The sequence below is a fragment of the Endozoicomonas sp. GU-1 genome (genome assembly GCF_027366395.1).
Classification (GTDB): Bacteria; Pseudomonadota; Gammaproteobacteria; order Pseudomonadales; family Endozoicomonadaceae; genus Endozoicomonas.
Map to the genome: position 1 here is coordinate 2,846,076 of NZ_CP114771.1, position 26,940 is coordinate 2,873,015.

The 26,940-nt window shown below is 48.2% G+C and carries 15 protein-coding genes and 1 pseudogene; 5 read left to right on the plus strand and 11 right to left on the minus strand.

The window, feature by feature from the left end; genetic code table 11:
* Positions 1-39: 39 nt before the first annotated feature.
* The 7 genes from O3276_RS11675 to O3276_RS11705 form a co-directional block, all read right to left on the minus strand.
* The gene (locus O3276_RS11675; protein ID WP_269675773.1) at positions 40-2,097 is read right to left on the minus strand and encodes an ankyrin repeat domain-containing protein; all 2,058 of its coding nucleotides are present in this window, start codon (positions 2,095-2,097) and stop codon (positions 40-42) included.
* Positions 2,098-2,315: 218 nt separating this feature from the next.
* Positions 2,316-5,741 carry a DUF4116 domain-containing protein gene (locus O3276_RS11680; protein WP_269675774.1) on the minus strand — a complete coding sequence of 1,142 codons (3,426 nt, stop codon included), beginning with the start codon at positions 5,739-5,741 and terminating at the stop codon, positions 2,316-2,318.
* On the minus strand, positions 5,731-6,648 hold the full coding sequence (locus O3276_RS11685; protein ID WP_332328219.1) for a PEP/pyruvate-binding domain-containing protein: 918 nt from the start codon (positions 6,646-6,648) through the stop codon (positions 5,731-5,733). The genes O3276_RS11680 and O3276_RS11685 overlap by 11 nt, the downstream gene beginning before the upstream one ends.
* 428 nt (positions 6,649-7,076) lie before the next feature.
* Positions 7,077-7,946: an ankyrin repeat domain-containing protein gene (locus O3276_RS11690; RefSeq protein WP_332328220.1), complete on the minus strand. Its 870-nt coding sequence runs from the start codon at positions 7,944-7,946 to the stop codon at positions 7,077-7,079.
* Between the two features lie 47 nt (positions 7,947-7,993).
* On the minus strand, positions 7,994-9,226 hold the full coding sequence (locus O3276_RS11695; RefSeq protein WP_269675775.1) for an ankyrin repeat domain-containing protein: 1,233 nt from the start codon (positions 9,224-9,226) through the stop codon (positions 7,994-7,996).
* A 337-nt stretch (positions 9,227-9,563) separates the two neighbouring features.
* On the minus strand, positions 9,564-10,400 hold the full coding sequence (locus tag O3276_RS11700; protein ID WP_269675776.1) for a transposase: 837 nt from the start codon (positions 10,398-10,400) through the stop codon (positions 9,564-9,566).
* Positions 10,401-10,556: 156 nt separating this feature from the next.
* Positions 10,557-11,810 (minus strand): ISL3 family transposase, encoded by a 1,254-nt coding sequence (locus tag O3276_RS11705; RefSeq protein ID WP_269671896.1) that lies wholly within the window; start codon positions 11,808-11,810, stop codon positions 10,557-10,559.
* A gap of 431 nt (positions 11,811-12,241) precedes the next feature.
* On the opposite strand from O3276_RS11705, the pseudogene mutL reads away from it, so the two are divergent.
* A pseudogene (gene mutL / locus O3276_RS11710) lies at positions 12,242-14,205 on the plus strand (DNA mismatch repair endonuclease MutL).
* A gap of 142 nt (positions 14,206-14,347) precedes the next feature.
* Here the strand turns inward: mutL and napF are convergent.
* From napF to O3276_RS11725, 3 genes are all read right to left on the minus strand, one after another.
* Positions 14,348-14,908: a ferredoxin-type protein NapF gene (gene napF, locus O3276_RS11715; RefSeq protein WP_269675777.1), complete on the minus strand. Its 561-nt coding sequence runs from the start codon at positions 14,906-14,908 to the stop codon at positions 14,348-14,350.
* 189 nt (positions 14,909-15,097) lie between these two features.
* Complete coding sequence (locus tag O3276_RS11720) at positions 15,098-15,520, minus strand: hypothetical protein (protein ID WP_269675778.1); 423 nt, start codon at positions 15,518-15,520, stop codon at positions 15,098-15,100.
* A gap of 68 nt (positions 15,521-15,588) precedes the next feature.
* Positions 15,589-16,911: a TatD family hydrolase gene (locus O3276_RS11725; RefSeq protein ID WP_269675779.1), complete on the minus strand. Its 1,323-nt coding sequence runs from the start codon at positions 16,909-16,911 to the stop codon at positions 15,589-15,591.
* A gap of 450 nt (positions 16,912-17,361) precedes the next feature.
* On the opposite strand from O3276_RS11725, the gene O3276_RS11730 reads away from it, so the two are divergent.
* Together O3276_RS11730 and O3276_RS11735 are read left to right on the plus strand one after the other, a co-directional pair.
* Positions 17,362-18,174 (plus strand): formate/nitrite transporter family protein, encoded by an 813-nt coding sequence (locus O3276_RS11730; protein WP_269675780.1) that lies wholly within the window; start codon positions 17,362-17,364, stop codon positions 18,172-18,174.
* Positions 18,175-18,334: 160 nt separating this feature from the next.
* On the plus strand, positions 18,335-20,185 hold the full coding sequence (locus O3276_RS11735; RefSeq protein WP_269675781.1) for a hypothetical protein: 1,851 nt from the start codon (positions 18,335-18,337) through the stop codon (positions 20,183-20,185).
* Positions 20,186-20,742: 557 nt separating this feature from the next.
* Here O3276_RS11735 and O3276_RS11740 read toward each other — a convergent pair.
* A complete protein-coding gene (locus O3276_RS11740; RefSeq protein ID WP_269675782.1) occupies positions 20,743-24,669 on the minus strand; it encodes an ankyrin repeat domain-containing protein in 3,927 nt (1,308 codons plus the stop codon).
* A 539-nt stretch (positions 24,670-25,208) separates the two neighbouring features.
* Here O3276_RS11740 and O3276_RS11745 point away from each other — a divergent pair.
* Positions 25,209-26,687, plus strand: coding sequence for a hypothetical protein (locus O3276_RS11745; protein ID WP_269675783.1), 1,479 nt, complete (start codon positions 25,209-25,211; stop codon positions 26,685-26,687).
* 69 nt (positions 26,688-26,756) lie between these two features.
* Positions 26,757-26,879, plus strand: coding sequence for a hypothetical protein (locus tag O3276_RS11750; protein ID WP_269675784.1), 123 nt, complete (start codon positions 26,757-26,759; stop codon positions 26,877-26,879).
* Positions 26,880-26,940: the final 61 nt, after the last annotated feature.

A 26,940-nucleotide genomic window follows, 5' to 3' on the forward strand; every position in this document is an offset into this window, starting at 1 on the left:
ATACTCTATACCCTTGGGAATAATGACGTCTCAGTGCTTTCATTCAGGCTTGAAAGCCAACCCTTTCACTTTATGCACTAACCCGCTGAAGGTGCGTTTCATGGCAGCTACTTTTGCTGCCCTCTCTTCGGCTGCTTTGGCTTTCATCACATCGGCTCCTCGCACATCAGCATTATGTTCTATCATGTACCTACAGGCATTCACTTTTTCTTTCCGGCTAACCTTTTCAAGGGGAATCCCAAAAAGATATTCAAACCTATTGCAATAATCAAAAGCTGTCATCTTTTTTTCATCCAGAATATTGAAATCAGCCCCTCGCATCAGCAGCTCTCGAATCATTTCTATACTGCCTTGACTCGCTGCAATGTGGAGCGCTGTTGCTCCGCCATTATTCTGAGCATTGATTTCCACTTCTCCGTTTTCAATCAGATCGGCAAGGATAGCCAGTCGAACTGTCCAATCTTCCTGATAGTCCCAGTCGGGGGCCGACACGGCATAATGGAGAGCAGTACTCCCCTCTATATTTCGTAAATTGGCCTTAGCTCTCCTCTCCAGTAGCTCTCTCACTATATCTTTCTGGTCCATTAAAGCCGCGTGGTGAAGGGGGGTGCATTGGCTTTTTTCATTTTTCCATGCATCGATGTCAGCCCCACGAACTATTAAAGAGTCAACCATCTTCCATTTCCTGTTTTGTATGGCATACGCAATTGTCCTGCCACCTGCAGAATCACAGGGGGCTTTAACATCAAATTTGGCATTGTCCAGAATCTCCAGTATTTTTGCTGTGAAGTGGTGGCCATTGCGCCTGGCGAGGTCCAGAACCATCATGCCACGGTTAGTTTTGGCGTACATGTTGGCCTCCTTTTCAATCAATTGGCTAAAGGCCTCCAACTTGCCATTTATAGCCGCAAAGTGGAGAGGCGCATAGCCGCCTCCATTTTGGGCATCAACATCGGCCCCGTGTTGAACCAAGGTATTAATGGCATACTCGAGGGCATCCTGATGTTCAAGGCTGTTGACTAAGATGCTGAGGGGAGTTGACCTACCGATGTCCCGATGGTCGACGTCATCCTGACGGTTAATCAGGGTATCCATGAAATACTGAAAGGTCTTCAGCTGACCATCGGCACAAGTCAGCAGGTAGAGTGGTGTCCTTTCATCGTTGTCCAGGGCGTTGGCATTTGCGTGATGCTGAAGCAGCTTATCCAGGATGTCCCGTTGGCCAGATTGAGCCACAAGGTGAAGAGCTGTCCTCCCTTCATCGTTGGTCTTAGCGTTGATATCTGCCTTATACTTCATCAGCATGTCTATTATTTCCGGCTTACCCAGACGAACCGCAAGGTGGAGTGCTGTTTCATTTTTGTTGATCCGGTCGTTAGGATCGGCACCATTGGTTAATAAAAACTCCACCAGCACCCAGTTTTTTTCCCTGGCTGCATGAGCAAGCATGGTTCCTGCCCCCTTACCACCACAATCGGCATGAATGTCGAATCCGGCTTTTACCATACAGGGGATCAGGGGCGTAATATTGATGCCATATTGGAATGCACACGCCATTACTGTCGTGCCATAATCATCTTTGAGGTTAACGTCAGCCCTGGCCTCGTTAACAAGCAGTTCAATGATTCTCTGATTGCCATGTATAGCGGCAAGATGGAGAGTGGTTTTCTTGCCACTGAGTTTGGTTTTGGCGTTGACATCAGCCCCTTTTGCAATCAGGGCAAGGATGTCGTCATTGGTCAGATCCTCCAGGTTCTCGGTGTCGGTGATTGCACGGTGAAGCTCTATGGTCGCCTTTGTTATTTCGGCTTTAGTAATACGGCCGGTACGCTCATGATGTTTCACCCCGTCATTCGTGTCGGATTTTTTTGGGCAAAGAGACTCGGTTTTAATCTCAACTTCACGATTACAAACAAGCATTTGCCGGGGTAGATTTTGAGATGAATCAATTTGCGGTGTGTGAGCAGGTTGTGCAGAGGGAGCAAGGGAAACTGTTGAACCGCCAGTTGCAGGCTGATTAGAAACAACGCATGTTGTTTCACTGTCGAATTGCTGATAAGTCGATCTTTCAGAACTGAATACGTTGAAAGTGTTCATATTGATAATTCCTGTTTGAAAATGCGTTAATTCATTTCCGCGCTATAGCGCTACATTATTATTGGCTGTTATTGGTTGACCAAGGCTAATTTAGGCTGCAAGTTACCAATTTGATCCATTGGACAAAAAAACATGATAATAGTTGCACAGAGCAAAATATTTTTTACGTCAGTTAAATAACTGAAGTATTGGACAACTGACTTTTACCAGTTATTCGCTTATGGACAACACTCTATGAGGGATGGGTCGTGACTGCCAGAGGCACACGGGCCATTATGAAAATGTTGATAATACCTTAACGCAACAGGCCCGACATGGTTCATCGCTGCCGCAATGATCTCGGGTTTGCCTGGTAATAAACGGTCAACATACTGCAAAGTAATACCATTGTACTGCAAGGCGATGTTGACCAGCTCCGGGTCATTGCGGCAATGGTCACTGGCAAACTGAAGCGCCAACGGATTTTGGTGCAGGGCCAGTTTGACCACCTCCGGGCAATCCTGAAGCAGGTCACTGGCAAACTCCAGCGCCATGCCGTCATTTTTCACCGCCAGTTTGACCAGCGCTTTATTGGCTCGCAGTTCCGGGCTGGCATGCTCAAGTGCCATACCATCCTGTTGAACTGCCAGCCGGACAGTTGGCTCGTGCCTGCGTAGTCTGCAACTGGCATACTTGAGAGTACGACCGTGACCTTGCACAGCCAGTTGCACCAACTCTTCATCGTCTCTCCATTTTTGCCTGGCGAGTGTTCCAAAGAACAGAGGGTCTTTTGATACGACAATGGTCAGTAATTTCTTATCTCCACACTGCTCTATATCAAGATAAGGATAAGGATGACTGACAGCCAGTCGAACGTAGTACGGATCATGTTTTAATTGTTCGTCGGCATACCGTAGCGCCCACGCGTTATTTTTCAGCGCTGCTCTAACAATTGTTGGATCCGCTTTTAACCGTTCACTGGCGTATAGCAGGGCAACCCCATAATTTTTGACAGCGGCCAATACGATGTCTTCATCATCCTTAAGCCCTTCACTGGCAAATTTCAGAACTCTCCCATCGTTCCCGACCGCTTTTTTGACCAGTTCTTTATCCGCCTGAAGTTCAGGTCCGGCATGTTTTAATGATAAGGGGTCTGAGCCAACCGCCGTGAATACTACTTCTCGATCATTATTCAATTCCGGAAAACATTTCAGCCTATCGTCTATTCCGGGTTTTGCCAGCGCTTTTAAGGCAAGTTTCCGATAAAGATGACGGTTGTTAAGCAGGTTTTTCCTGAAATTGTGGTGAAATAATCGATAGGAATCATCTTTATCACTGCACTTCAGCGCCAACAGAAGAAGCTCTTCATAGCATCCAGGATGTTGTTCCAGATACTCAGTTGCCGCATTACAGGAAAGAGCCTGTGATGTGTTTTCAACGGCTGTGGTGAATAAGCGCCGGAGAAGTTCAGGTTTTGATGATAGCTCTGGCCCAATAAGAGCAATGGTGGTTTCCGGATCCTCTGTATTTGCCAGGGCATAAGACATAATTTCAATATCGTTTTTAAAGGATTCCGGCACATCGACAATAGCGCCAGTGTGGCTTTTGATGGCGGTAAAAACCATTGCCCGCTGATTGCGTAGTTCAGGAGCAAGGTATTTCAGGATATGGCCATTTTGCGACACCAGACGCATGGCCGTGGTTTCGTCAGCTAACCAGTTAACGTATTTGTTCACCATGGGGCTGGCTTTGGCTGGATCAGAAAGTAGCCAATGCCAGAGTATTTTCTGCCTGTGAGTATCGAGTTGATCGTTCAGCGCTTCTTCAATACAGTTGATGGGAGCCTGAGAAAAGATCAGCGCCGTTTCAACCAGGTGACGGATCGCCCTGTCCCGGGTACAGTGGCTCATCAGTGATTTTGTGCGTGAGTAAGCGGAGCACCAGTAGATATGCTCCAGGGCTGATCGATTGGTTGTAGCGAAAGCGGGATTATTCAGCCTTTCCCTGATTGTGGCCATATTCCAGTTTGTCTTACTTTCGTCCAGATGTAATGGCCCCAACAAAAAATCCATATTGCCCAGAATGTGCAATACACTCAGAATGTCCACAAACATGTGCTGCAAATCTTTTTTGTCAGGCAGATGGGTGAGTTCAAAGAGGGCCTGGCCTGTCTGTTCATTAAAATGAATATCCGGTGCATTGAAACCGCTATTTTTCCAATAGTGAGACAGCGTTTGCGCCAAAAACCACAGTCGCTTGAACTTTCCGCTCAGGGTTACTTGCAATGAATCGGCCAGCGCCTCAGAGTAACACATCCGAAAAGTCCGCTGTTTGCCACCGTCGGCTTGTTCCAACAGGTCGATGGTACACGCATGATGCTCAAGCTGAATCGACAACCGGGTACAATCTGGCATATTGAGAGCAGTCACCCTTTCGGCCCGTAATTGCCTGAGTGCCTCACGGCAAGTGTCGTCGAATAATGGTTCTTCCTGAGACGTTGAGAAGTCAACAATATCGATATTTCCAAAGATAGGCCGCCTTATTGTGCTCACTTCACCCTGCCCTGAAGCGGTGGCCACGGGCCAGAGCCTGGTGAGAAAACATTTGTGCAACCATAGAATCAGTTCATGAACGCTCTCGATGTTGTGCACCTGTTGGACTGCTTCAAGCCGTTGCAAGTGGTCTTTTAATAACTGGCAATGGGCCAGCCATTGTTGAAAATCCGAACCTGAGGCCGGCAACTCCTTGCCAGGCAGAAATGGCCTTGTGACCTGGGCAAGAGTTTGTTTAACCTTTGTTTGCACCAGCGCCAGTCGCTCGTGAAGGGGGATTAACTCCTCCTGGTATTGCTGCTTAAGATCAGGATCAGCGGCTGCAAGCATTAAAAACCGTTCGTAGCCAGAGAGAAAAGCCGCAATCTCTTGCATAAAGTTGTCGATCTCCTGAACACATCCCTGGACAATCTCTTGTCGCTCGGGGTGCATGCTCAGTTGGACAGCGCCGGTTTTGGACAGGCATAAATGAATCAGTCGCTCAGTCCCGAGAAAATCCAGGAGCCTGGTGTTTTGCTCCACAAGCCAGGAGAACAGACGTGCTACCGACGGTTCTTTTTCCGGCTTTGCAGGCTGGTATGCCTGCTGGGCAGCCTGTGCGGCTTGATAATCAGGGGTGGCCGATTGACCACTGAAATTCAACAACGCCTGTTCCCGATCACCCGGCAATAAAAACCCGCCGGACTCTTTCTGAAACTTCCCACACACCAGCGTTACCCATTCCGGTGCATCATTATCGGGCCACCATTCAGGCTGCTTAATCCCCACACAGGGTATGCCCTCCTGCCTCAGGCCGATGGATATATGGTCGTTATTGGCCCATTTGTTGAAGACAATCCCCTTTGTTTTTTCCAGAACCTCAGGGGCCAGTAACCAGTCACCGCCATGGCCACAAAAAAGAATGACATTGTCAGGCAGACTGCTCCCTTGGACCGGACCGCTGATGGCCAGCGCCAACCCTGAGCCACAACCGTCGCTGATGACGGTGCCCTGATCCAGAGACCGGGGAGGAGATGCCATGGAAAAATGGCTGCCGCCGGGCAGGCAGGTAATCGGCCGCCCTTGCAAAAAAAGGACATGGCCCTCCGGATCAATGGCAAATTCAAAATCCACAGGGCACAACAACGCGTCTTCCAGTGTCTTCCCCCCCCTCAACCAGGCAGTTCAGTTGATCTTTGCCAATGAACTCAGCCGTGGCAGCAGCAGGTTCAAATTTGACCCACTCTTCCTCATAGCCCCCATTTTCATTAGCGCGCAAAATGAATCCATACTCAAAATTACCGGGGTTAAAGGTGGCCTCCCATTGCTTGCCGTTGCGCTTGATCTCATAACCATGGGGAGTGATACCGTATTGACCGGACACCACCGTCTTCGGTTGCCCCGATCCACACTCGATCAATAACGTGCCGTCATCAATGCGGCGATAACTCATGCCCACTCCGCCAACGCAACATTGAATGCACTGTTGCAGGATAATTGCCATCCCTTGCGGAGCTGTTGGGGAAAAAACGGCGGAACGGTAAGCAGAAGCGAGCACTTTCAAACAGATTGCCACGATATCCGCCTGGTCATGCACCAGGGATTGGTACTTGCCGGCCTGGGCGTTACCAAACGAGTCCTCAGCCACGCCGGAGCTGCGCACGATAATCGGGCTGTCGGACTTAGCCAGGTCGGTGCATAAATCCTGATGAATAGTGCGTATTTGGTCAGCAATGGGTAGAGCGCTTATTTGCTGATAAAAGTCCGCGCCAGCAATAAATGAAGAAAGCGCATCGAGCCAGCGCTGTTGTCTTGTTGTTGGCTTGCCCAATGGGTTGCCTGCTGGAGACATTTGGGTAATCCACTGTCTTATATTCACCAGACTGGCCGTTGTATGGGGAAACTCATGGCCATCATCCAGCATGGCCAGCAATGGGCTGGCATCGAATGGAAGCGCCTCAAGGTTCTGCACGATGCTTGTCTCAATGCAGCGAAATGGCGGGACAGTTAATCCTGCGTTCTTCATCAGGGTCAGGAACATCCCTTTTCCACCTAACCATTTCCGATTTGGCATAGCCGGGGAATCAACGGTCAGCTGCGGTTCGGTAAAGCGCCTGTTTTTTAGTGGCGGTGTAAACGTTTCAGTGATTTTTTGGCCGGTGCTGCCAGAAGAAGTAAACGTGGAATCAATCCCGGAAATTTTGCACTTTCGATTTGAAGATAAAACGTGAGTTTTTATTACGCCTGATACCGGAATTAGATCATTGGCGATGTCAGCTTCCCTGGTGTCAGGTAAACAGCTGGAACAGGAGTCTGTAACAGAGTGGCTAATAACATCTGACTTTGCATTAAACATGACGACATCTGCTGTGTAGTTGTAATAACACTGTTATTATTCTGGAAAATGCCCCTTCGGGCTTAAACTTCGACCATTCTGATATCATCCGCACCGCTGAAAATAAGGGCTTCTCAGCGATTTCGTTCAGACTTGAAAAACGCTTTCACTTTATGCACAAACCCGCTTGCAGTGTGTTTCTGGTCGGCTGCTTCTGCTTTCCTCAAATCGACGCCTCGCACATCAGCATTATGTTCTGCCATTAACAGACAGGCTTTCTGCCTATTGCAATAGTCATAAGCTGTCATATTGTCTTTATCCAGAATGTTGAAATCAGCCCCTCGCATCAATAGTTCCCGAATCATTACTACATAGCCTCCACTCGCTGCGATGTGTAGTGCTGTTATTCCACGTTCATCCCGGGCATTGATGTCCACTTTTTTGCTTTCAATCAGTTCGACAAGGATGCTTTGTCGATGTGCCAGATTTTCCGAAGTGGGCAAATCTGCAAAACCTCTGTCCATCACAGCATAATGGATAGCTGAACGCCCACGTATACTTGGTAAACCGGGGTTAGCCTTTCTCTTTAGCAACTCACTCACAGTATCTTTTCGGTCCTTTAAAGCCGCTTCGTGAAGGGAAGTAACCTGGGTTGCTTTATGTTTCCATGCATCGATGTCAGCCCCATCTGATATCAATGAGTCGACCAGTTTCCATTGCCTGTTTTGTACGGCACAAACAAGCATCGTTGCACCGTCAGAGGTGCAGGGTGCATGAACATCAAATTTGGCCTTATGAAGGCTCTCCAGCATTTTGGCTGTGTTTTGGCCATTGGACCTGGCGACGTCCAGAACCATCAGGCCGTTGTTGGTCCTGGCATTCATGCTGGCCCCTTTCACAAGCAGGTGGTTAAAAACGTCCAGCTTGCCATGGGCAGCAGCAAAGTGGAGTGGCGTAAGCCCGCGTGAATCACTGGCGTTAACATCAGCCCCGAGCAGAACCAAGGTATCAATGACATGCTTAATGGCTTTCTGATCGCAAAGGCTCTTGACTAAATAGATGAGGGGTGTCTCTCATCGTTGTCCCGATGATTGATGTCAGCCTGGTTTTTAGTCAAGGCGTTCATAAAATATTGAATGTTATCCGGCTGCCCATTGGTGCAAGTGAGCAGGTAGAGTGGCGTCCTGCCATTGTTATCCCGGGCGTTGACGCCGACGTTAAGCTGAAGCGATTTATCCAGGATGGCCTGCTGGCCTGATGCAGCCACAAGGTGAAGAAGCGTCCTCCCCTTATTATCTCTGGCGTTGATGTCTGCCCCATAATTCATCAACTGGTCAATGATATCTGGCTGATCCTGGCGAGCTGCATCGTGAAGAACTGTTTTCCCATTATTATCCCTGGCGCTGATGTCTGCCCCATACCCCATCAACTGGTCAATGATTTCTGGCCGACCCAGACGAGCTGCATCGTGAAGAACCGACTTCCCCTTATGGTGACTCCTGACGTTGATGTTTGCCTCATGGTTCACCAACATCTTAATGACATCTTGCCGCCCCTGACGAACTGCAAGGTGGAGTGCCGTTCCCCTGATATTGATCTCAGCGTTAACCCTGGCACCTTTACCCAATAAAAATTCCACCAGCTCCCAGCGATCTTCCCTGGCTGCATGAGCAAGCATTGTTGAACCGCAATTATCACACCTCGCATCAATCTTGAGCCCGGCATTTACCATACAGCGGATCAGGGGCGTAATGGATCCTTTCTTGTGAGCACACTGCATGACTGTCCAGCCATAAGAAGTTTTGGCGTTAACGTCAGCACCCTTGTTAACAAGCAATTCAATTATTCTTTTACTGCCATGTAAAGCGGCTAAATGTAGAGCTGTCTCTTTGCCATAGTATTTGGTTTTCGCGTTGATATTTGCTCCTTTTTCAATCAGGGCGAGGATGTCGTCATTGGTCAGATCCTCCGGATTCTTAGTGAAAATGAGAGCATTGTGGAGGTCTTTAGTAGCTTGTTTACTGTCTGCTTTTGTTTTTTTTCCGGTTTGGCCATGAGCTTTCGTCCCGGCTTTCGTGATGTAATTATTTGGCCAAAGAGGCTCAGTTTCCGGCTCAATCGCACGATTACCAACAGGGGTTTGGCAGGTCAGATCTTGAGATGGATTAATAGACAACGAGTGAGTATGGTGTGCGGAGGTAGCCAGGGAAACTGATGAACTGCTGGTTTTAGGCCCTGTAGAAGCATCACAGACGTTTTCATCGGGCAATTGCTGATAACCCATGCTTACAGGTCCGGGTGTGAAAATTTTCAACATGTGCATCATGTGCATATTGATAGTCCTGTTAAAAATGCTTTGCTTCGGTTTCGTACTAAAGTAATTCATTGTTGTTCGCCACTTTGAGTAGTCTTTTTATTGGTTGAGATTTTTATTGGTTGAACTTTTGATTCTTTAAGGAGACGACTATAAAAGATCTGTAAAACCTGTTTTACTAATTAGACAAAAAAAATGATAAAAGTTGCACGGTGAGAAAGTTTTTTGCCTCGTTAGGGGATGAAAAGGAGATAAGAAAGAAAAGAAGAAAAGAAGAAGAAAGAAAGAAGAAAAGGACACCCATTTTTTAAAAAAGTGAAAAGCGCTCAAGGATAGGCGGTACATCGTCAGTTATACGACCACGCTTGCCTTTGCGGATAATTCGGCCAGACCAGTCAACCAGTTCAAAATAGCTACTGAGTGGGTATGGAATCGCCTGTTCAGGGTTTTGCCCCTGAGCTTTTAACGGTTTCAGGTGTGCCTTTTGTTTTTTTCCGTTTGCGCTGTCGTATGACTCAATGCGTTCTTTTATAGAAGTATGTTCTGAGGTTTCCAACGTTGCAGCAATTTTTGCCCGGATAGGGTTTAAGTCGACATAGGCCATGCAAGTCAGCAATGCGGCATCATCTAACAGGGCCTGACTTTTGTAACGACCTTCCCAAAAGCGTCCTTTGCACTCATCCTCTTTATTGGCCAGCCGGGCTAAATATTCGTTGAGACAGCGCATGAACCAGCTGATATCCATTAAACGACTGCGGTACTTATGGGCATATTCTTCGACACGCAGCAGCTCTGCTTTGCCCAGCTGATCGCCGACAAGATAACGCTGAACCAGGTGTGGGCCAGAAAACAGCTGCGTCCAGTGTTGTAAGACTTCCTTGGTGTCCCATTTTTTGGCTTGCTGACTATTGATATGGAGCACCACATGATAATGATTCGTCATAACCGCATAAGCACAGACTTCCAGAGCAAAAATACCAGAAAGCGCTTTCAACCGATCAACCACCCACTGCCTGCGATGCTCATAGTTTTTGCCTGAGAAATTGTCTTTGCCGCATAGGAAAGCACGGCGAACGCAGCGTGCCATACAGTGGTAGTAGGGCGTACTGGCTGGATCTATGAGGTTTTTTCGGGCAGTCGTCATGTCATTTTTGTTGGTTACTGGGTATGTGTCCTTAAGAGGCTCCAGAGGAAAGTTAGACTGTATGGCTGATTAGTCAAATTTTGGGTGTCCTTTATTTCCCGCTTTATTTCTCGCGTAGTTTATGGGGGTCCTTTAAGTCATTCTTTTTTTGCCTCGTCAGTAAAATCTGTGGGTCATTTCCGGTTCAGGTAACTTGCCAAGCGCATGATATAACGCAATTTCCGCACATCTGTAGGTTCTGAAACCGTATGATTTTCTCGTAGTGAGTTTTATCTTGGTGTTCAGACCCTCAACGATACCGCTGGAATACGCCTTTTTCGCCTTGAACCAGTTCAGGATAAGTGGCTTGTGTCGTCGAACAGTTTTAGCAACTTTCTTCATCGGTTCTATCTTTGATCGCATCACTCTTGTACACCACCGGTCCAGGTATTTTCCTGCCCAGTGTGGTGAAATGTAGTCCCAGAACACTTGGAACTCTTCTCTGAGAAGATAGGCTCTGACACTTTTGAGGTTGTACTGAAGCACTGTGTTCAGCTTGATCTCTTCTTTCTCGGTCAGGTTCTCTTTTCGCTTGAGCAGACACCAGCGTGTTTTTTTCAGCACCGGTTCATAACCATCTGCCTGAAGCTGTTTGTGTTCCGTGGTCCTGACTTCATCAATGGCCTTATTCAGCATGGCAACGATATGAAAGCGATCCAGAATATGTAATGCTTGGCTGGCAAACACCGCAATCGCTTTTACGTAGGGTTGCCACATATCAGAACAGACATACTCCAACCGCTGGCTACGCTGTGTACCCAGGAAAGCGAAGAAGCTGCGAATCGTAGCTTCGGTACGCTCCTGACCAACCCATAGTAGCCGTGTACAGTCGCGATCAATCTGGTAGACAACAGTCAAGTATTTATGGCCGATCTGATACGCCACCTCATCAACACCAATGGCCTTGATATTATCAAGTGAACGATGCTTCTTGCCCCACTCAACCACATACTCAACAGCATGGAAGACCTTCTCCCACGAGGTATTGAAAGTACGGGCGACCTCCTTCCAGGAGAGCTTTCTAGCCCAGTTTGCCAGAAACTGCATGTAAACTTTGGTGAGTTCCTTCTTGCCTTCAGCCCATGGAACCTGCTCAACCTTTACGCCACATGTCTTGCATTCAACCCTACGCATTTTGTAGAGCAGAAAAACCCTGATTCCCCAGAGAGGGACAAACTCGAAACGACGTTCAGCAAGACGGTCATAGCCCGGAGCTGGTTGCTGACATCCTGAGCAAATAGCATGGCCGTTCTTGCGTGGGACCACGATGACATTGAATACTTCAGAGCCTTGATAGAGACCGAGTTTTACATCCTGATAAACAAATGACTTGAGTTTATGAACTTTATTGAGGATAGTTTTTATCAGCATCAGCGGCGTTTCTTCTTGTTTTTGTCTGCAAATAAAAACATACCTGAAATCAGCCGCTGGTGCTTTTTTTTTCAAATTTGTTGATTTCTACCCACAGTTATCCCTGAAGAGCCCTTTTTTTAGCCTCCCTAGAGTACATGGGTGTCCTTTAGTATCCTTGTCTTTGGATGTCCTTTATTTTTTGTTTATTTTGTTCACATGGGTGTCCTTTATTTTTTTATTTTTCATTTATTTTCCATTATCCCATTGTGTCCCCCCCCCCCCCCCCCCAACATCATGCTGAACAGTGAACAGTAACCATGTAAAGAGCCCCCTTTAACTGATAGTCTTGCTAAAAACTCGATATTCGATGGTAAAAACCGGGGAAACTTCCTCCCGGTATTGTTACATTAAGCTGGCCTGATAACTCTTATTGGACCCAATAATTGACCATGAAACCCATTCGTCTTCTTGATAACCGACTGGCTAACCAGATCGCTGCCGGTGAGGTGGTGGAACGTCCGGCTTCAGTCGTCAAAGAACTGCTGGAGAACAGCATTGATGCCGGTGCCAGGCGTCTGACGGTTGAAGTGGAAAATGGCGGTGTCAAATTGATCCGTATCCGTGATGATGGTCATGGCATACCCAGGGATGAGTTAGCCCTGGCACTCTCCCGTCACGCCACCAGCAAGATATCTGAACTGGAAGACCTGGAAGGTGTGGCTACCCTCGGATTTCGCGGGGAGGCGCTTGCCTCCGTCAGCTCAGTTTCCAGACTCACCCTGACGTCTAATGTGGCAGAACAGGCGTCAGGCTGGCAGGCCAGAGTGGAAGGACGGGATATGGAAGCGCAGGTTATGCCCGCACCGCATCCGGTGGGCACCACCATAGAAGTCAAAGACCTGTTTTTTAATACGCCGGCCCGTCGCAAGTTTCTCCGTACTGAAAAGACCGAATTTTCTCACCTTGAAGAGGTGGTTAAGCGTCTGGCTCTGTCCCGCTTTGATGTGGGCTTTACCCTCCGCCACAATCAACGCAGTGTCCATCAGCTTCGTCCCGCAGTGACCCAGGCGGAAAAGGATCGCCGGGTAGCGGCACTTTGCAGTCCCAAATTTATTGAACATGCGGTTATTATTGATGTTGCCGTCTCTGGCCTGAAACTGTATGGCTGGGTGGGGCTGCCTACGTTCTCCAGGGCCAGCGCTGATCTGCAGTACTTCTTCGTTAATGGTCGTGTTATTCGGGATAAGCTGGTGGCTCACGCAGTTCGTCAGGCCTACCGTGATGTACTTTACAGCGGGCGTCATCCGACATTTGTCCTCTACCTGGAGTTGGATCCGGCCATGGTGGATGTCAATGTGCATCCTACCAAACATGAAGTTCGTTTCGGGATGGCAGAACGGTTCATAACTTTCTGTTCAGTACTTTAAATCGTGCCCTGGGTGAAGTTCGCCCGGAAGATCAGCTACCACCCACAGTTTTGACCAATCCGCCTCAACCCACGGCATCGGGTATTGAGGCCGGTGAGTTTCAGGGGCAGGAAGCCATCCAGCTTGCAACCGCCCCGACAGCATCCGGCAGTACCGGGCATTATGCCAATCAAAGCTCCGGCGTTAGTGGTAATCCTGACCGTCGCCCTGCTTTATCAGAAGCACCATCGCCCGGCCAGGTTAAACGACAGATAGAAGCCTATAGCCAGCTCTATGCCACCTCAGCAGAGCCTGTAACTGCCAGTCAGGCGAAAGCCGTGGGTGACCATGCGGTACAGGAACCCGGCGTCGTATTTTCTGCTCAGGTGTCGGCGCAGCCGTTGCCGGAAAATGACTCTCTGGCACCGCCTCTTGGCTATGCCATTGCCCAGCTGAAAGGAATATATATTCTCTCGGAAAATGACCAGGGGATGATTCTGGTGGATATGCATGCCGCTCACGAACGGATTACCTATGAGCGCATGAAGCTGTCCTATCAGGAGCAGGGGATTCGTGCCCAACCATTGCTGGTACCTAAATCCATATCGGTGAGTGAACGTGAGGCAGACTGCGCAGAAGAAAACAGCGAATACTTTTTCCGTCTGGGACTGACCCTGGAGCGGATGGGGCCGGAAACGCTGCTGGTGCGTCAGATACCGGTGATGCTGCAGAATGCTGATGTTGAGAAGCTATTGAGAGATGTACTCTCAGACTTGATGCAACACGGCACCAGCGACCGCATTGAAGCCCATATCAATGAAATACTGGCTACCATGGCCTGTCATGGGTCGGTGCGGGCCAACAGAAAACTGTCCATTGAAGAGATGAACGCCCTGCTTCGGGATATGGAGCAGACAGAGCGCAGTGGACAATGCAACCATGGTCGCCCAACCTGGACCATGCTCACTATGGATCAATTGGATAAGTTGTTTTTGAGGGGGCGCTAGGAGGCTGACCGAGAATAGACTGCCCTACTGCGGTGGCAGCAAATTGGTCTAAAAAGTCGGAAATTTTTAGCAAATAGAACCACTATTCACTAAAAATTTCCGACTTTTTATCCTCAATTTTCTGCCATCCTCGCTACGGGCGCTATTCTCGGTCAGCCTCCCAGGAGCCTTTGGCCATAACCAATACACGACTATAACAGTCCAGAGCACACTCGCCACAGCCACTGCAGAGACTGAGGTCTATCACCGGCTTGTTATCCGCAGCAAAGCTGATTGCCTGTTCAGGGCAGGTTTCCTCACAGAGGTTACAGTACATCCCCAGTTCTGCCTGGCAACTGCCAGCAAGCTGGGGAATCACCTGCCGCTTTGTCCCTTGTTCACGGCTCAAGGCTCCCGATGGGCAGGCATCAACGCACTGTCCACAAAAGTCACAACGACCGTAAGAAAGGTCCAGTACAGGACGACCAGAAAGAATCTCTTCTTGCTCATCGGATTTTCCCAGTACTCGCATTGGGCATTGCTCAATACACTGATCACACTGGGTACACAGCGCCAGAAACAGTGTGTTATCTACTGCCCATGGCGGCCGTGGGTAGCGGCTATTGGGGATCACCTGCTCGGGTTCAGGGGCGAAACGCCGGAAAAAAGCCCGCCTTGCCGGGGATACCAACTGTTCGTCTTCTGTTCTCTGTATATCGGACACGACTTAATCAGAAGCCTGTAGGCTTGAAAATTGTGCCCCAACATACGCTGTTTGCAGAATGATTAAACCGGTATTTATACGTGACACTTTTCGCCCTGTGTTCGTTTGCCTGGTTTGGCTCACATTTACAGCGTATCCAGTTGTCAGCTGTTGTAGAAATAAATCGGGCCAATTGATCATCTGGCAAGTTTAAGGTGAGTCTTTGTTATTCCAGACAACCTTATACTTCCCATCGGGAGAAGTGACTATATCGAAGTCCGGTGATGAAAATAATGCGGGAATATATAGTTCTTTGATGATCTTATAATAAATAAAATCACCTTCATATATAGAAAAAAAGGAACAGTTTTCTCTATAAAAGGGAATGTTGTCAGGTTTTATGCCTCTGTCTTGCAAGTCTTTGTAAATTCCATAGGCAGCACAAAAACAATCGGGACGAATAACATTAGGTCGGCTAATTTTTATATCTTGTGGTCTCAGCTCTACTTTACCGACTTGTTTTGAATTAAAAAGACAAGTAACTCTCACGCCTTGAACCGGGTTTTCAGGGTTTAACGGCCGGAAATTATATTGATGGCCAATATCATTATTAATGATAATTCCACTAAGCATAAATAACTCCTGCACCTATTGATTGATTATTGCTCAATCATTTTAACCAGTTATTTACCGATGCTACGTCAGTCGACAAGTGAGAATATCCGGCGGGCATTTTCTGTGGTTGCAGCAGCAATCTCTTCTCCATCCACACCCAGCACCTGGCTCAGCGCATGGATCACATAGGGCAGATTGGCCGGTTCATTATCACTTCGTCCTTTGCCACGAGCCCCCCTGTGCTGATCTGGCTGCCGGGGCATAACCAGATAAGGTTTTAAAAACGGTGCATCGGTCTCAACCATCAGCCGGTCACGCAGAGCCTCCCAACCGACAGAGCGCAGCGCACCCACCAGATCTTTATTACGCGTGTTACCAATCCAACCGGTAATCCCGATGGAACAGCCCAGATCAAGATAGGCCTGCAGCTGCTCACTGTTACCGGTGAAGCAATGAACGCAGGCCATGGCTGGAGAAGACAGTTGATGTATGTAGTCTGTCAGAATTTCAATGAATTGCTTGTGGGCACCCCGCTCATGCAAAAACAGTGACTTTTTCAGTTGTACCGCAAGCTCCAACTGCTCCCTGAACACATCTCTTTGGACATTTTTGGGAGACCACTCACGCACATAGTCCAATCCACACTCACCCACTGCAATACAGTGGCTGCCGCCCCGTTCCATTATTTTTTTCATTTCCGGTATGCCACCATCTTGCTTAAAATTCCTGGCTTTGTGTGGATGGCATCCCACTGTGTAATACAAAGAGCATCGGGAGGAATCGGCAGACGCACAGGCTCCAGCGGCCCCGGTAGCATGCGGAGATTGCTTCAGCCATTTATCCACGGCTTTCTGCGCCTCTATTGCTAAAGCAATAGAAGTACCCGTTATCATGATGCGACCGACGCCTGATCGGGAAGCATTGGCAATAACCCGGGACAAGTCACCAAACCTGTGTCCGACGAGATTGGCTCCGATATCAACCAATGGCGTCTTGTATCGAGGCCTGAACTCCGCAGGTGTCAATTTCGCCTTGCTCAATTCTGGTCGGGCAGCTAACTGAAAATCAGAAGAATCACGACCTCTGGCAGTAACAACAGACGATGCAGCTGTCTTGGTTGAGCGCTGGCAATGACGTGACTTCAGCCCCCTGTCGGGCCTGGTCTGCTGCTCCTGGACGGCAGGATAGTCCGGGTTATCCAGGTATCGCGATGCACAGGGGGCTGCACCTGAAAAAGGCTTATCAGAAGCACCTGAGCGCCTCTTCTTTTTTTTATTTTTCCGGGCTTTTGACGAACTGCCTTCTTGCCAGACTTTCAGATCCGCTTCGTCGGCAGCCACCTGCTTACCTTCGCTGCTAACGTCATGAGAGGAAACGGGATTGGATGACGTGATATTGGCCGGAGTCATATTAGTCAGCTCGCTCCTGTCTTACATCATTAGAAGTTACCGTCAGCATTTTCACGGCACACAGGCACTTTTAACTTGAACGATCAGGCTAGTGAACGGATACGACAATTGCCACTGTACACGACAATATTCATGGTGTGTTCTCCCACCTGACCAGGCTAAGAAAACGACAGTATCAGAATGGTACTGGTTAATGCTGATCATAATTCAAACGGTATTGGTACCTGTTTAAACCAATAAGTGTATTATGGAATGCATGAATATCTGCTCTGGTGTGTATCGTTGCAGTGCAAATATCCCCAATTTCTGGCTTACCTACATAGAATGTAGCCTTATCAGCATCACTTTTTCTCTATAAATTATTGAATTATCCCTTGAAAAAAACCTTGGCACTAACTTTGCGTAAGCATCAATGGAATATCTATTAACTGACCTCAAGGAAAGGGATTTATGGCTTACTTAGAACCCAGCGAGTTTGTGACCAAAATGGTGGACTCTGGAGAGTCCAAAGTGTTCATGTCCAATAAAGACACCCTGATCCGTGCATTTATGGCAGGGGCTATCCTGGCACTGGCGGCAATGTTTGCCATCACCGTGACCATTAAAACCGGTTCACCGCTGGTCGGTGCCATGCTGTTTCCGGTGGGCTTCATTATGTTGTACCTGATGAAGTTTGATCTATTGACGGGTGTATTTACCCTGGTGCCTTTGGCTTATCTGGATAAGCGTCCGGGTGTTACAGCGCAACGGGTTTTTAGAAACTGGGGAATGGTGTTTGTTGGCAACTTTGCGGGTGCACTGACGGTTGCTTTCTTTATGTCTTTTATCCTCACTTACGGCTATAGCATTGACGGAGGGGCTATTGCAGAAAAGGTCAGCAGTATCGGTGAGTCACGCACCGTCGGTTATAAAGAACATGGTGTTTCAGGCTGGATCACTATTTTTATCCGGGGCATGCTCTGCAACTGGATGGTATCCATGGGTGTTGTTGGTGCCATGATCTCCACATCAGCGACCAGTAAAATGATGGCCATGTGGATGCCTATAATGCTGTTCTTTTTCATGGGCTTCGAGCATTCCATTGTCAACATGTTCCTGTTCCCCTTCTCCATGATTATGGGCGGTGATTTCACGGTGTCGGAGTACCTGATCTGGAATGAACTGCCAACCGCACTGGGTAACCTGTTTGGCGGTCTGTTTCTGGTTGGCTTGCCACTCTATTTTACCCATGTGAAAACCGGCTCTGCCCATCAACCAATCTAAGCAGTTAACCAACTACTCAGAGCCTCAAAACCTGCCGCTTCCAGAGCTGGAAGCGGTGCTTATCATTCAGTTTTCATAGCAAATACATTTTTGAACTTATAGTTAATCAAAAGGTCATAATATTAAGTTACTATTACAAATTCAGGGTAGTTTTCAGGGCATGTATAATTTTCCTTCATCAATGGGCAATGGTTTTCCTTCTTTTTTGAATTTTAACGGAGGAGAAGGTACTTTAGTCACAGATACAACCCAGCCCCTTGTTGTCAATACGCCAACTCCGGGTTTGTGTCAGTCTGGACCAATGTCAATGATGCCCGGGCAGAGTATCACTACTCAATTACAACAAAGGAATATCAACGCAACAGAGACAACACACTGCTATATGAACCCGGTAATGCATTCCGCCCCTGCGGATAACAGGCACTTCACAAATCAACCCCAGCCCTGTAAAGAAACGCCCCCCATGTTGACGTCAACCGGGATCTATAATCCAAATCCACAATGCTCCCCGGGTTATCCATTCAGTTGCCCGGATCAAGGTGCGTCATCTTTGCAATCTCCACCAGTTTCCGGCCTGCGCCCTGATAGTCAGGACCCTTTATTGTCGTCCGGTGTATCCATCAAATCCAATCGTCCCCGACTAATGCCCGACGCCTCTCCAAAAGCAACGGCTCCCCGTTTACCAAGTCAACGACTGGCTCATTTCTCAAAACCTGTTGAGGCTAATCTGCCCCGACAGGTTTCCCGGGTTTCGCTTAAGCTGCCCCTGCCTCCAAACCACCCTCTGGTTTCGCAGCTCAATGCTACAGTGTTAGGCGTACCAGCGACCCCCGATTTGACCTTCAGGCCGACCCCGGAAATCGGTAACCACAATGCAGCTACGGTGAATCCCCACAACCCTGCAAGAAAATCCCCGCGGCTATTGTCAGCCGTAGCACAAGCCATTTCTAACACCGTCATTCCTCAGCTTAAAACGGAGATAACCAGCACGGTCAAAGCTACCATACCTGAAGTAATGCAGGAACTAGTGCGGGAACAAATCAAAAGTGAAGTAACCCATGCTGTCAAAGCTATGCTGCCCGTCTTACAGCAACAAATAAATCAGGTTGTTTCATCATCCATAACAGCAATTATTCCAGGCATGCAAACCCTTCTTGTAAAATCGGTTTCAGAAGCAATCAGGCCATTATTAGAAACCAGGCTGGAGGAAGTAAACAAACAACTTTGTGAACAAACTGATAAAATACTGACAGAAACCACTGAAAAGCACATTAAGAAGGCATTTGAAGAAAATTTTGCTCAATACCAGGCACAGCAGAAAACAACTGAAGCCAGTTCTTCAAATTCATCAAGCCAGGTTCTGGAAAACCTGAATGGCCCTCCTCTGAAAAAAATGCGTACTTCGGGTGAATCGATGCCTGTTTCTGAACCTGAAGTTAAGAGAAACCAGATCAATGTAACAAAATTAAGTAGCGAAGTGAGTAAGTTCATGGGCATTAAACCACTTAGCAACAATGAGTGTTCTGTCGGAAAGATTCTCCAACTGGCAGCTCGATTAATTGATAATGATATGGAATTACTGCTCCGGGCTACAAAGCCAAGAACAAAAAGACAACGAACAAACATGAATCATCAGGAGCGCATGAAATTAGAAAAAGATAGAAAAAAAAGAATGCATAAACAAATTCATTCCGGGATAGAGGAACTTGGAAACAGCGTTAGACGTTTTTCGGAACAACACCTTAAAGAAACAAGACCAGGTCACGATAGCAACCCTGATGAAATCATTGAAAAAGCATGCTCTATCCTGCATGATAAAAACAAAAATACTTTGGAGGTACCGTCTATTAAAAGGAAAGGTTTACGCAGTGCCGGAAAAGGTACCACGCTCAGTGAATATCACAAAAACCTCAAGGCATTTTTAGCTAAACAAAAGAGTGAACCGGAAGATACCGGTTCTCCAAAAAACAGTGAAGCTGAAACACCTTTGGCATCAAAAGAATCGTCATAAAAGAATAAACAGGGAAATAAACAATAAATTTTCTAAATTTCATCCTAAACCTTTAATGTACGGAAACAGTACAGGAAATAGTTGTTTCATTGGGACATCAGAAGATATTGCATCGCGTAGCTGGCGTATCTTCAACCTCACTTAGGGTAGACATTAAGGCCAAGTTGTTGTGAAACAAGGGCTGTAGAGCAGGTATGTAATCAAGTATTGCGATTCTACTTCATTGCACATACCCATACAGCCCAGAGAGCTCGTTTCTGAATTCTTATACGGGAGGTCAGAAACACCCCTACAGCCTTTACCAATAAAGGGCTTCGCTTAATGTCTACCCTAAGTTCAACCTCAAGCTTCGCTTTCTTTCTCGGCATCAGCATAACTTTCTCTTGTTCGCAGAGAGTCCGCTTACCAGGAACTGTATTGAGAGTGACCCAAGTGTTACCAACGCGTTTGCGGAAACCAGACAAATAGGGTGAGGTTCCTTAAGCCGCTTTGGCTATCTATATAACAACAGCAACAACAGCCTCCGGAGCCAGGGAGGCTCTGGGGTTGTACGGGGATTAGTGCCTTTTTACGCCAGAGGGCTTTTGATAGTCTGTCGATTGAGAGGGCACGGTGTTTCCCAGCAAGCCCTTTAAACAGACACAAAGTTGCTCTGTCTGCTGCCGATCAGCCCTGGGCTGCTCCGTCAGTTTCTCTGTTGCCAAAGTAAGCGCCGACTCGACAATAACCCGGGGATTTCTGTTCGCTTTTCCTGCCCAATAGTTCACCACCATTTTGGCAATATCGGGATGCTCAAGGGCTACGTCATACAGAAATACCTCCGGTTCGGAGTTGATATCAACATCAATGTTGATCAGTTCACTGACCACCTTGCGATGGCCACGGCGTGCCGCATCGCTCAGGCATCGGCCAAGCGGATCCGCCATCTTCTGGTTGCCCGCGAGTGTCTCGAAAAGTCGGTGATTTCCTCCATCAGCAGCGCGAACCAGCACACTCATTATGCGGTCATGCTGTTCAGCCACAATTTGCCAAAGCTTTGACCGCACCGATTCTTGTAATGTTAGTTGCTGGTCACAAATAACGTCGTCAACATTGTCAGTGATCGAGACAATGGAACGCACCACGTGTATAAGGCAATTTTCAGCGAACAGAATGGCGGCCAGCAGCAACGGATGCACATCTCCGCCAACATCCGCAGCGTTCAGTTTAATCCCGGCCCTGACAAACTGTTGCAACTTGTTCTCGTCTGCATCCTGCACAATCTGAATCAGACTCGGGGTAACCCGGACACCCAGTTGCCAGAGTTCTCGCAACAGATCGGTATTTCCCGTTTGGGCAACACCAAGCAGGAGGTCGCTACTGCCATTGAGCCGGGAGAGATCCCATTCAACATGTTTCATCCCATGCACCGCGTCCAGCAGCAGCTTGACCATTGGCTGCCGGTCCAGGCCAATGGCCAACACCAAAGCATCGGTCAATACCCTTGAAAGATCTCTGTTGATGTAACCACCGGAGTGTTGGCTCGATGCAGCAGGGGTGTTGGCAGTCGGGCCTGAACGTGTCAGGAAAGCCAGAATGGACCGGACACTGTCATGGCAGTTCCCCTCTATCGCCTGAGAGAGGAGATAGCCCCTGGTCTCGTCGGTGATATCAAGATCGGCTCCGGCGCGAATCAATGCCCGGATAACAGCTTCATTCCTTTCCAGATGAGTCTGATGGTCGTTGATAGCATCATCACAGGATTTTATCCTCACATTGCCATGACCCGGCGGCTCCTCAACTCGATCCCGCTGCCAGCCTCCCTGTCGGTTAAGGGCGGGAGAATCTTCCGGCTTCCCCTTTCTGTTTGCATCCCTGTTCGCGTCCCTGTCCTCAGCCAAAATGATCTGCTTTACTGTCAGCACACTCTCCAGATCAGTACGGACTTGCTTGCTCATGGCCAAAATCGACAACAGGATAGTCCTGAGACCAGCAGCTCCGGACTCACGCTCAACATCCACCAGCGATGAGAGCACTGGCGGATTGTCCACCTCACTGAAAATCAGTGCCTTAACCTGGCTGTTTCTTGCTTCAATATCATCAAAAGACGATAGCAGTACTGACAGGGCTTCCGTTTCCCGGGCTTGTGCCGCAAGTTTAATGTCATTAGCGGGATCAATACCATTGTGCATGAGCATTTTAACCTTCTCTTCCTCCTTGCGTGCTGCCGCTATCAGCAAACCCGACGCCGACCAGCAACGGTTTATATCCATACCGGCCTTGAGAAATTCATCAACCACCTGCAACTCGTTATCGCCAAGCGCCATGGCAAAGGCAATTTCAACGCTGAAGGTTGTTTGCGTGGCGAAGACACTGACCACCTGACGCTGTTCGCTCACAGCAGCCTGACGGAACAGTTGCCGGAACTTTGTGCCACCAAGATCCGCTATACCCAGCAAAGGCCTGAGCATTTCAACGTCTGCCCGACCAACCGCTGCGGTTACTTCACTTTCAATATCTACGCCACCTGTCGCTTTGATCAGCTGGTCAGCGATCGATTTATAGCCTTTTCGGACAGCAATGGAAAAAGCGGTTTTCCCTTCCATATTCAGCAGATCAGCTATTGCCCCCCTCTCCAGCAATAGCTGAACCATCTGCAGGTCTCCTCTGTCAGCAGCAGCGTGCAGCAAAGGCAAGCCATTGCAATCAGTGATATTAGGATCGACCCCGACAGCCAGTAGCGTTGCCAGCATTTTGTCATCATTATTCTTAAGGGCTTCAGAAAGAATGATCACTGTTTTACCGACATCCATTTTATCTAACAGCCGTCTGATAGCCGGTTCACCGTAGCCAGGTTGATTACACAAATAACTAATGACCCGCTGCATCTCACGGAACATTTGTCCCGCCCCCGGGTAGGAAGCCAGCAGTGATCGCAATTCCGTTTCAGTCCCCTCTCTGGTCGACCGGACAATGATCTGGACGCGTTGGTCAGGCCCCAGAGCGTCATGCAACATACTGACCACCCTGGCATGGCTATTGCGTGTGGCTATAACCAGTGGCGTGTCAGCCGGACCATCCCCGCCATTGGCATCAATGCCGGCATTGAGCAGGGCCTGTACCAGTCCTTCATCACCACTTTGTGCAGCAAGCCTTAAGTAGTGACCACCCTCATCTATGTTCCTGGCCAGTAATTGTTCAAACAGTTCCAGTTGACTTTTAGAGACGGCCAGCACCATGGCGTCCACCAGACACGCCCCTGATTTGAGCAACGCAGCAATGGCGGGTTCATTATGCGCACGGACACAGACGCACAGCGCGTCTGTCAGCGTCACAAACGCTGTCAGTTCCCGCAATGCGCCGCGGTGTTCTTGTTGTGCAGCAAGGATGATGGCCTCAACGTAATGGCCATCCCTGATGATGTTGCGAAACTCAGACGATGCCTTAAAATCACGGAGCAGCACCCTCTTCCCTGCCTTTGCGGCCATGAGAACAATCTTGCCACCACTGAGTCCGAGGCTGAGCAGGAAATTTATCATTGCCGGGCTGTGGTCATCCTTAATGACATTTTGGGTTACCGGGCAGGGATCAACGCCAGCGGCCAACAGCGATTTCGCCTTTTTCTTGTCCTTTCGTTCAATTGCCCGGAGCAGGTGCAAATCGGCAAGCCTCGAATTATCGCTCCTGATCAGCATTGCCAATGTGCTTTCATCATTGTCTTCCAGGGCATGCGTCAGTGACTGTCGAAACATGTCCGGGTTAGCGGCCATCTTCTTAACACACGTTTCATGATTATGTTCAGCAGCCACCAGAGCCAGAGGTACAGGCCCCTGATAAAGGACAGTTTCCTGAGTGGTGCTAAAAATATGCGGAGCTTGCTGTGCAATCTCCTGAAGCATGTCCTGATCGCCAATGACACAGGCCTGAACTGCCAGTAGCTCTTCAATTCCAGAACGCAAATCTTCATGACGGCGCTTCAACCCCTGACTGACCAGGGTCGGTAAATCAGGGATAATATGGTCTTCACTGCCCCTGATACGCGCATCATTAACTGAGCTTGCTGGCAAGCTCGTTGAGCCGCTTGCCATTGTTGTTGTGCTGTTATTACTCCCCTCTGCGCCACCCTGATCGTTTTCGGCTGAGCTTGCCTGCCGACCGTTAGTACGCTTTTTCAGAAAGTCAGCAAGATCCGGTAAACAGTAACCGGTGCTGTGGCTATTGCTATAAGCCAGGGTGTTCAGATTAACGACAGGCAGGGCATTCTGTCGGCAATGCATACAGCTCAAATAAGTCTGGCATGGTTTGACGGGAACCGTACAGGCCTCCCTGCCCTGAATGCTTAAGTCATTGGCTTTCCACTGTTCCATGCAATCGAAGTGAAAGGGTTGTTTGCAACAATGGGTCACGACAAAATCATTAAACCGGGCTTCCAAATCATCTTCTAAGCAAAAAGGGCATTGAAAATTTGATTTGGTCGCTGTAGCTGGTGCATTGACTGAATCCACAAATGACTCCACTGTTGTTCTTAACGTTGTTTTTAAATTTGTATCAACGCACTTTGTGACAGTTTCTAATAGTCGAAGTTCATTATCTTTGCCTCTTTAGTTTCGTTTAAGCCTGAAATGATGATTACGTTTAAGTAGTTAACCAAATGGAATCGTATATTTCTGGCTAAGTGGTCAGTTACTATGCAAGGCACAACGTAGGGAGCATAGCCGTAGCTATGTGACCGTAGTTGTAACGCCGCACGACTGCATGGATGCAGGAGCTAGAGCAACGCAGGAGCAGTTGCCGGGAGTAACTGTCCACTTAGTCAGAAAATACGATTTCATTTGGTTAACTACTTACCTTCATGCACCCTGATCAACCTGATTGAAGAGTTTGTCTGCCGGGAAAATATGGGCGTTTTCTTTCTTTCTGACTATCTTGATTACCGATGATCAGGGTTTGATCAGGCGAAACTGATAATAATTATTGTGCATTCACGAGTCCGGAGTTTATGAATAACCTATCACTCAGTCAGCCGGCGGCATCAAGTGCAAATATGTCTACACCGATGCTGGATATTCCAGGTGGGAAATCGAAACCGGGTACAGGGCTATTTAAGGGCAAGATAGCAAAAGCAGTGTCAGCTGCCAGGAAGCGGGCACAAGACAAGGGCAACATAATAACAGGGTCTTCAGCACTGAAACAGCCATTGCAACAACTCCGGGAGGCTGGCGAACAAAGACTCAGGAAACTTGCCAGTAAGAACTACCTCGACTCTGAAACGGCTGAAAGTGTGTACAGGAAAAACATCCCTGTATTTGCCCGACACTATCAAGATGCACTGAATGCCTATGTGCAGAAGGGTTGCCAGTATTACCAATATCTTATGGGTTATCTGGCAGGAAACCCGGAATATTTTGTCTTCAGACTGCCGGAAAGCACTGAGGATGAGCTTTCCGTTACAGTGACACACATGCGGCCAACGTTTGAAGAATTTGCAGAAGAAATAGCAAGTTTACTGGAAGGGCACGGGGCGGGTGGAACATTAGCAAAGGAATTAATAAAAAGTCTTGAGCCTTTGGGTTTGTCGTTGTCTCCGGCAATGACCAAAAGAACCTGGTCAGTGCACATGAAAGCCCCGGGGATTGCCGATTCATCAGAGCAGCCTGAGACGGCTTGTGATAACAACAGCCCTCCCGGCGTCAGTCAATTTCAACGCACCGATAGTGAGGAACGGTTAAGAAATAAAGCATTGGAAGAAAAAAAACTAAAAGAAGAAAATTTAAAAAAAGAGCTGGCGGGCAACATTCAGAAACTGCGCCAGGAGAATGGGCTCGCAGTTGAGAAATGCACAATAACCAAGCGTGTTGCTGAAGAGATTTGTCGTTTTGATTCCTGTTGGCAAGAGCCTGTGGGGTTATCCGATTATCGGGAATTTTGTGTTGCCAGCACCGCTGATGACCTTGAAAAACTCAGTCTGGAAATGCTAGTGGCTGAAGAGAACTCGCTTAAGTTCAAGAATCAGAAGCTACAGGAATACATAGCTTCAATATGGGAAAGTTTTCCCGTTCCATCGGATCAGCGCCAGCGCCCTATGGTTCGGTTTAAAGACCATTATTCCGTAAAGGAGGTACTGACTGAAGCAACTGAAATACTGGATCAGCCTGCACTGCCAACCTGTCGATCGGGTGGATTGATCAAGTCACGACTGTTTGCTTCCCGGTACGCGCGGGAGCAGGAAGTGCGGGAATCAATGCTCGATGACCTTCAGCACTTGAACGCCCTTGGTGAAAGTCTTAAAGGGTTTGACAGCCTTGCACAAGCCGCTGAAAACTCCGCATGGTTTATGAATCTGGTTGGCGAGTGTCTGAGAAAAGAAATGCCTCAACCTCTATTGACACTGGGAAAGATCAAGACTTCATCGGATTTTCGAAAAACATGGAAAGAAAAGCTGGAGCAATGGGGTATTGAACGCATTGATAAACCCTCCCCTGCACTTCAGGAACAACCAGCAACGGGTCAACTGGCTGAATAAACAGGCCACCCTATATCTGTTCAGGGTTCGGCCAGGCCAGGAAATAATGCCCCTGCCCCGGTGCATGGCGTGGCAAGGTTGCAGGTGGCTAATGGTGTTGTTTCCGGTGGGGCTGCCGATATTGGTCAGTACATGATGGCTGCTGCCGTCAGTTGGAACAAGCGGGCTCGGGGAATCAGTGTGCTGGTCTGATTTACCAGATAGAGAACAATGCCATCAATGAAGTTGTGCCCGGTCAAGCCAGAGCATGGGG

What these genes read in the sequence shown, in the direction of transcription:
- O3276_RS11705 (WP_269671896.1), bottom strand. Translation starts at nt 11,810, where the DNA reads ATGCTGATAAAAACTATCCTCAATAAAGTTCATAAACTCAAGTCATTT.
- O3276_RS11745 (WP_269675783.1), top strand. Translation starts at nt 25,209, where the DNA reads ATGTCTACACCGATGCTGGATATTCCAGGTGGGAAATCGAAACCGGGT.
- O3276_RS11725 (WP_269675779.1), bottom strand. Translation starts at nt 16,911, where the DNA reads ATGACTCCGGCCAATATCACGTCATCCAATCCCGTTTCCTCTCATGAC.
- O3276_RS11730 (WP_269675780.1), top strand. Translation starts at nt 17,362, where the DNA reads ATGGCTTACTTAGAACCCAGCGAGTTTGTGACCAAAATGGTGGACTCT.
- O3276_RS11685 (WP_332328219.1), bottom strand. Translation starts at nt 6,648, where the DNA reads ATGTTCCTGACCCTGATGAAGAACGCAGGATTAACTGTCCCGCCATTT.
- O3276_RS11735 (WP_269675781.1), top strand. Translation starts at nt 18,335, where the DNA reads ATGTATAATTTTCCTTCATCAATGGGCAATGGTTTTCCTTCTTTTTTG.
- O3276_RS11695 (WP_269675775.1), bottom strand. Translation starts at nt 9,226, where the DNA reads ATGGGTTATCAGCAATTGCCCGATGAAAACGTCTGTGATGCTTCTACA.
- O3276_RS11675 (WP_269675773.1), bottom strand. Translation starts at nt 2,097, where the DNA reads ATGAACACTTTCAACGTATTCAGTTCTGAAAGATCGACTTATCAGCAA.
- O3276_RS11700 (WP_269675776.1), bottom strand. Translation starts at nt 10,400, where the DNA reads ATGACGACTGCCCGAAAAAACCTCATAGATCCAGCCAGTACGCCCTAC.
- O3276_RS11720 (WP_269675778.1), bottom strand. Translation starts at nt 15,520, where the DNA reads ATGCTTAGTGGAATTATCATTAATAATGATATTGGCCATCAATATAAT.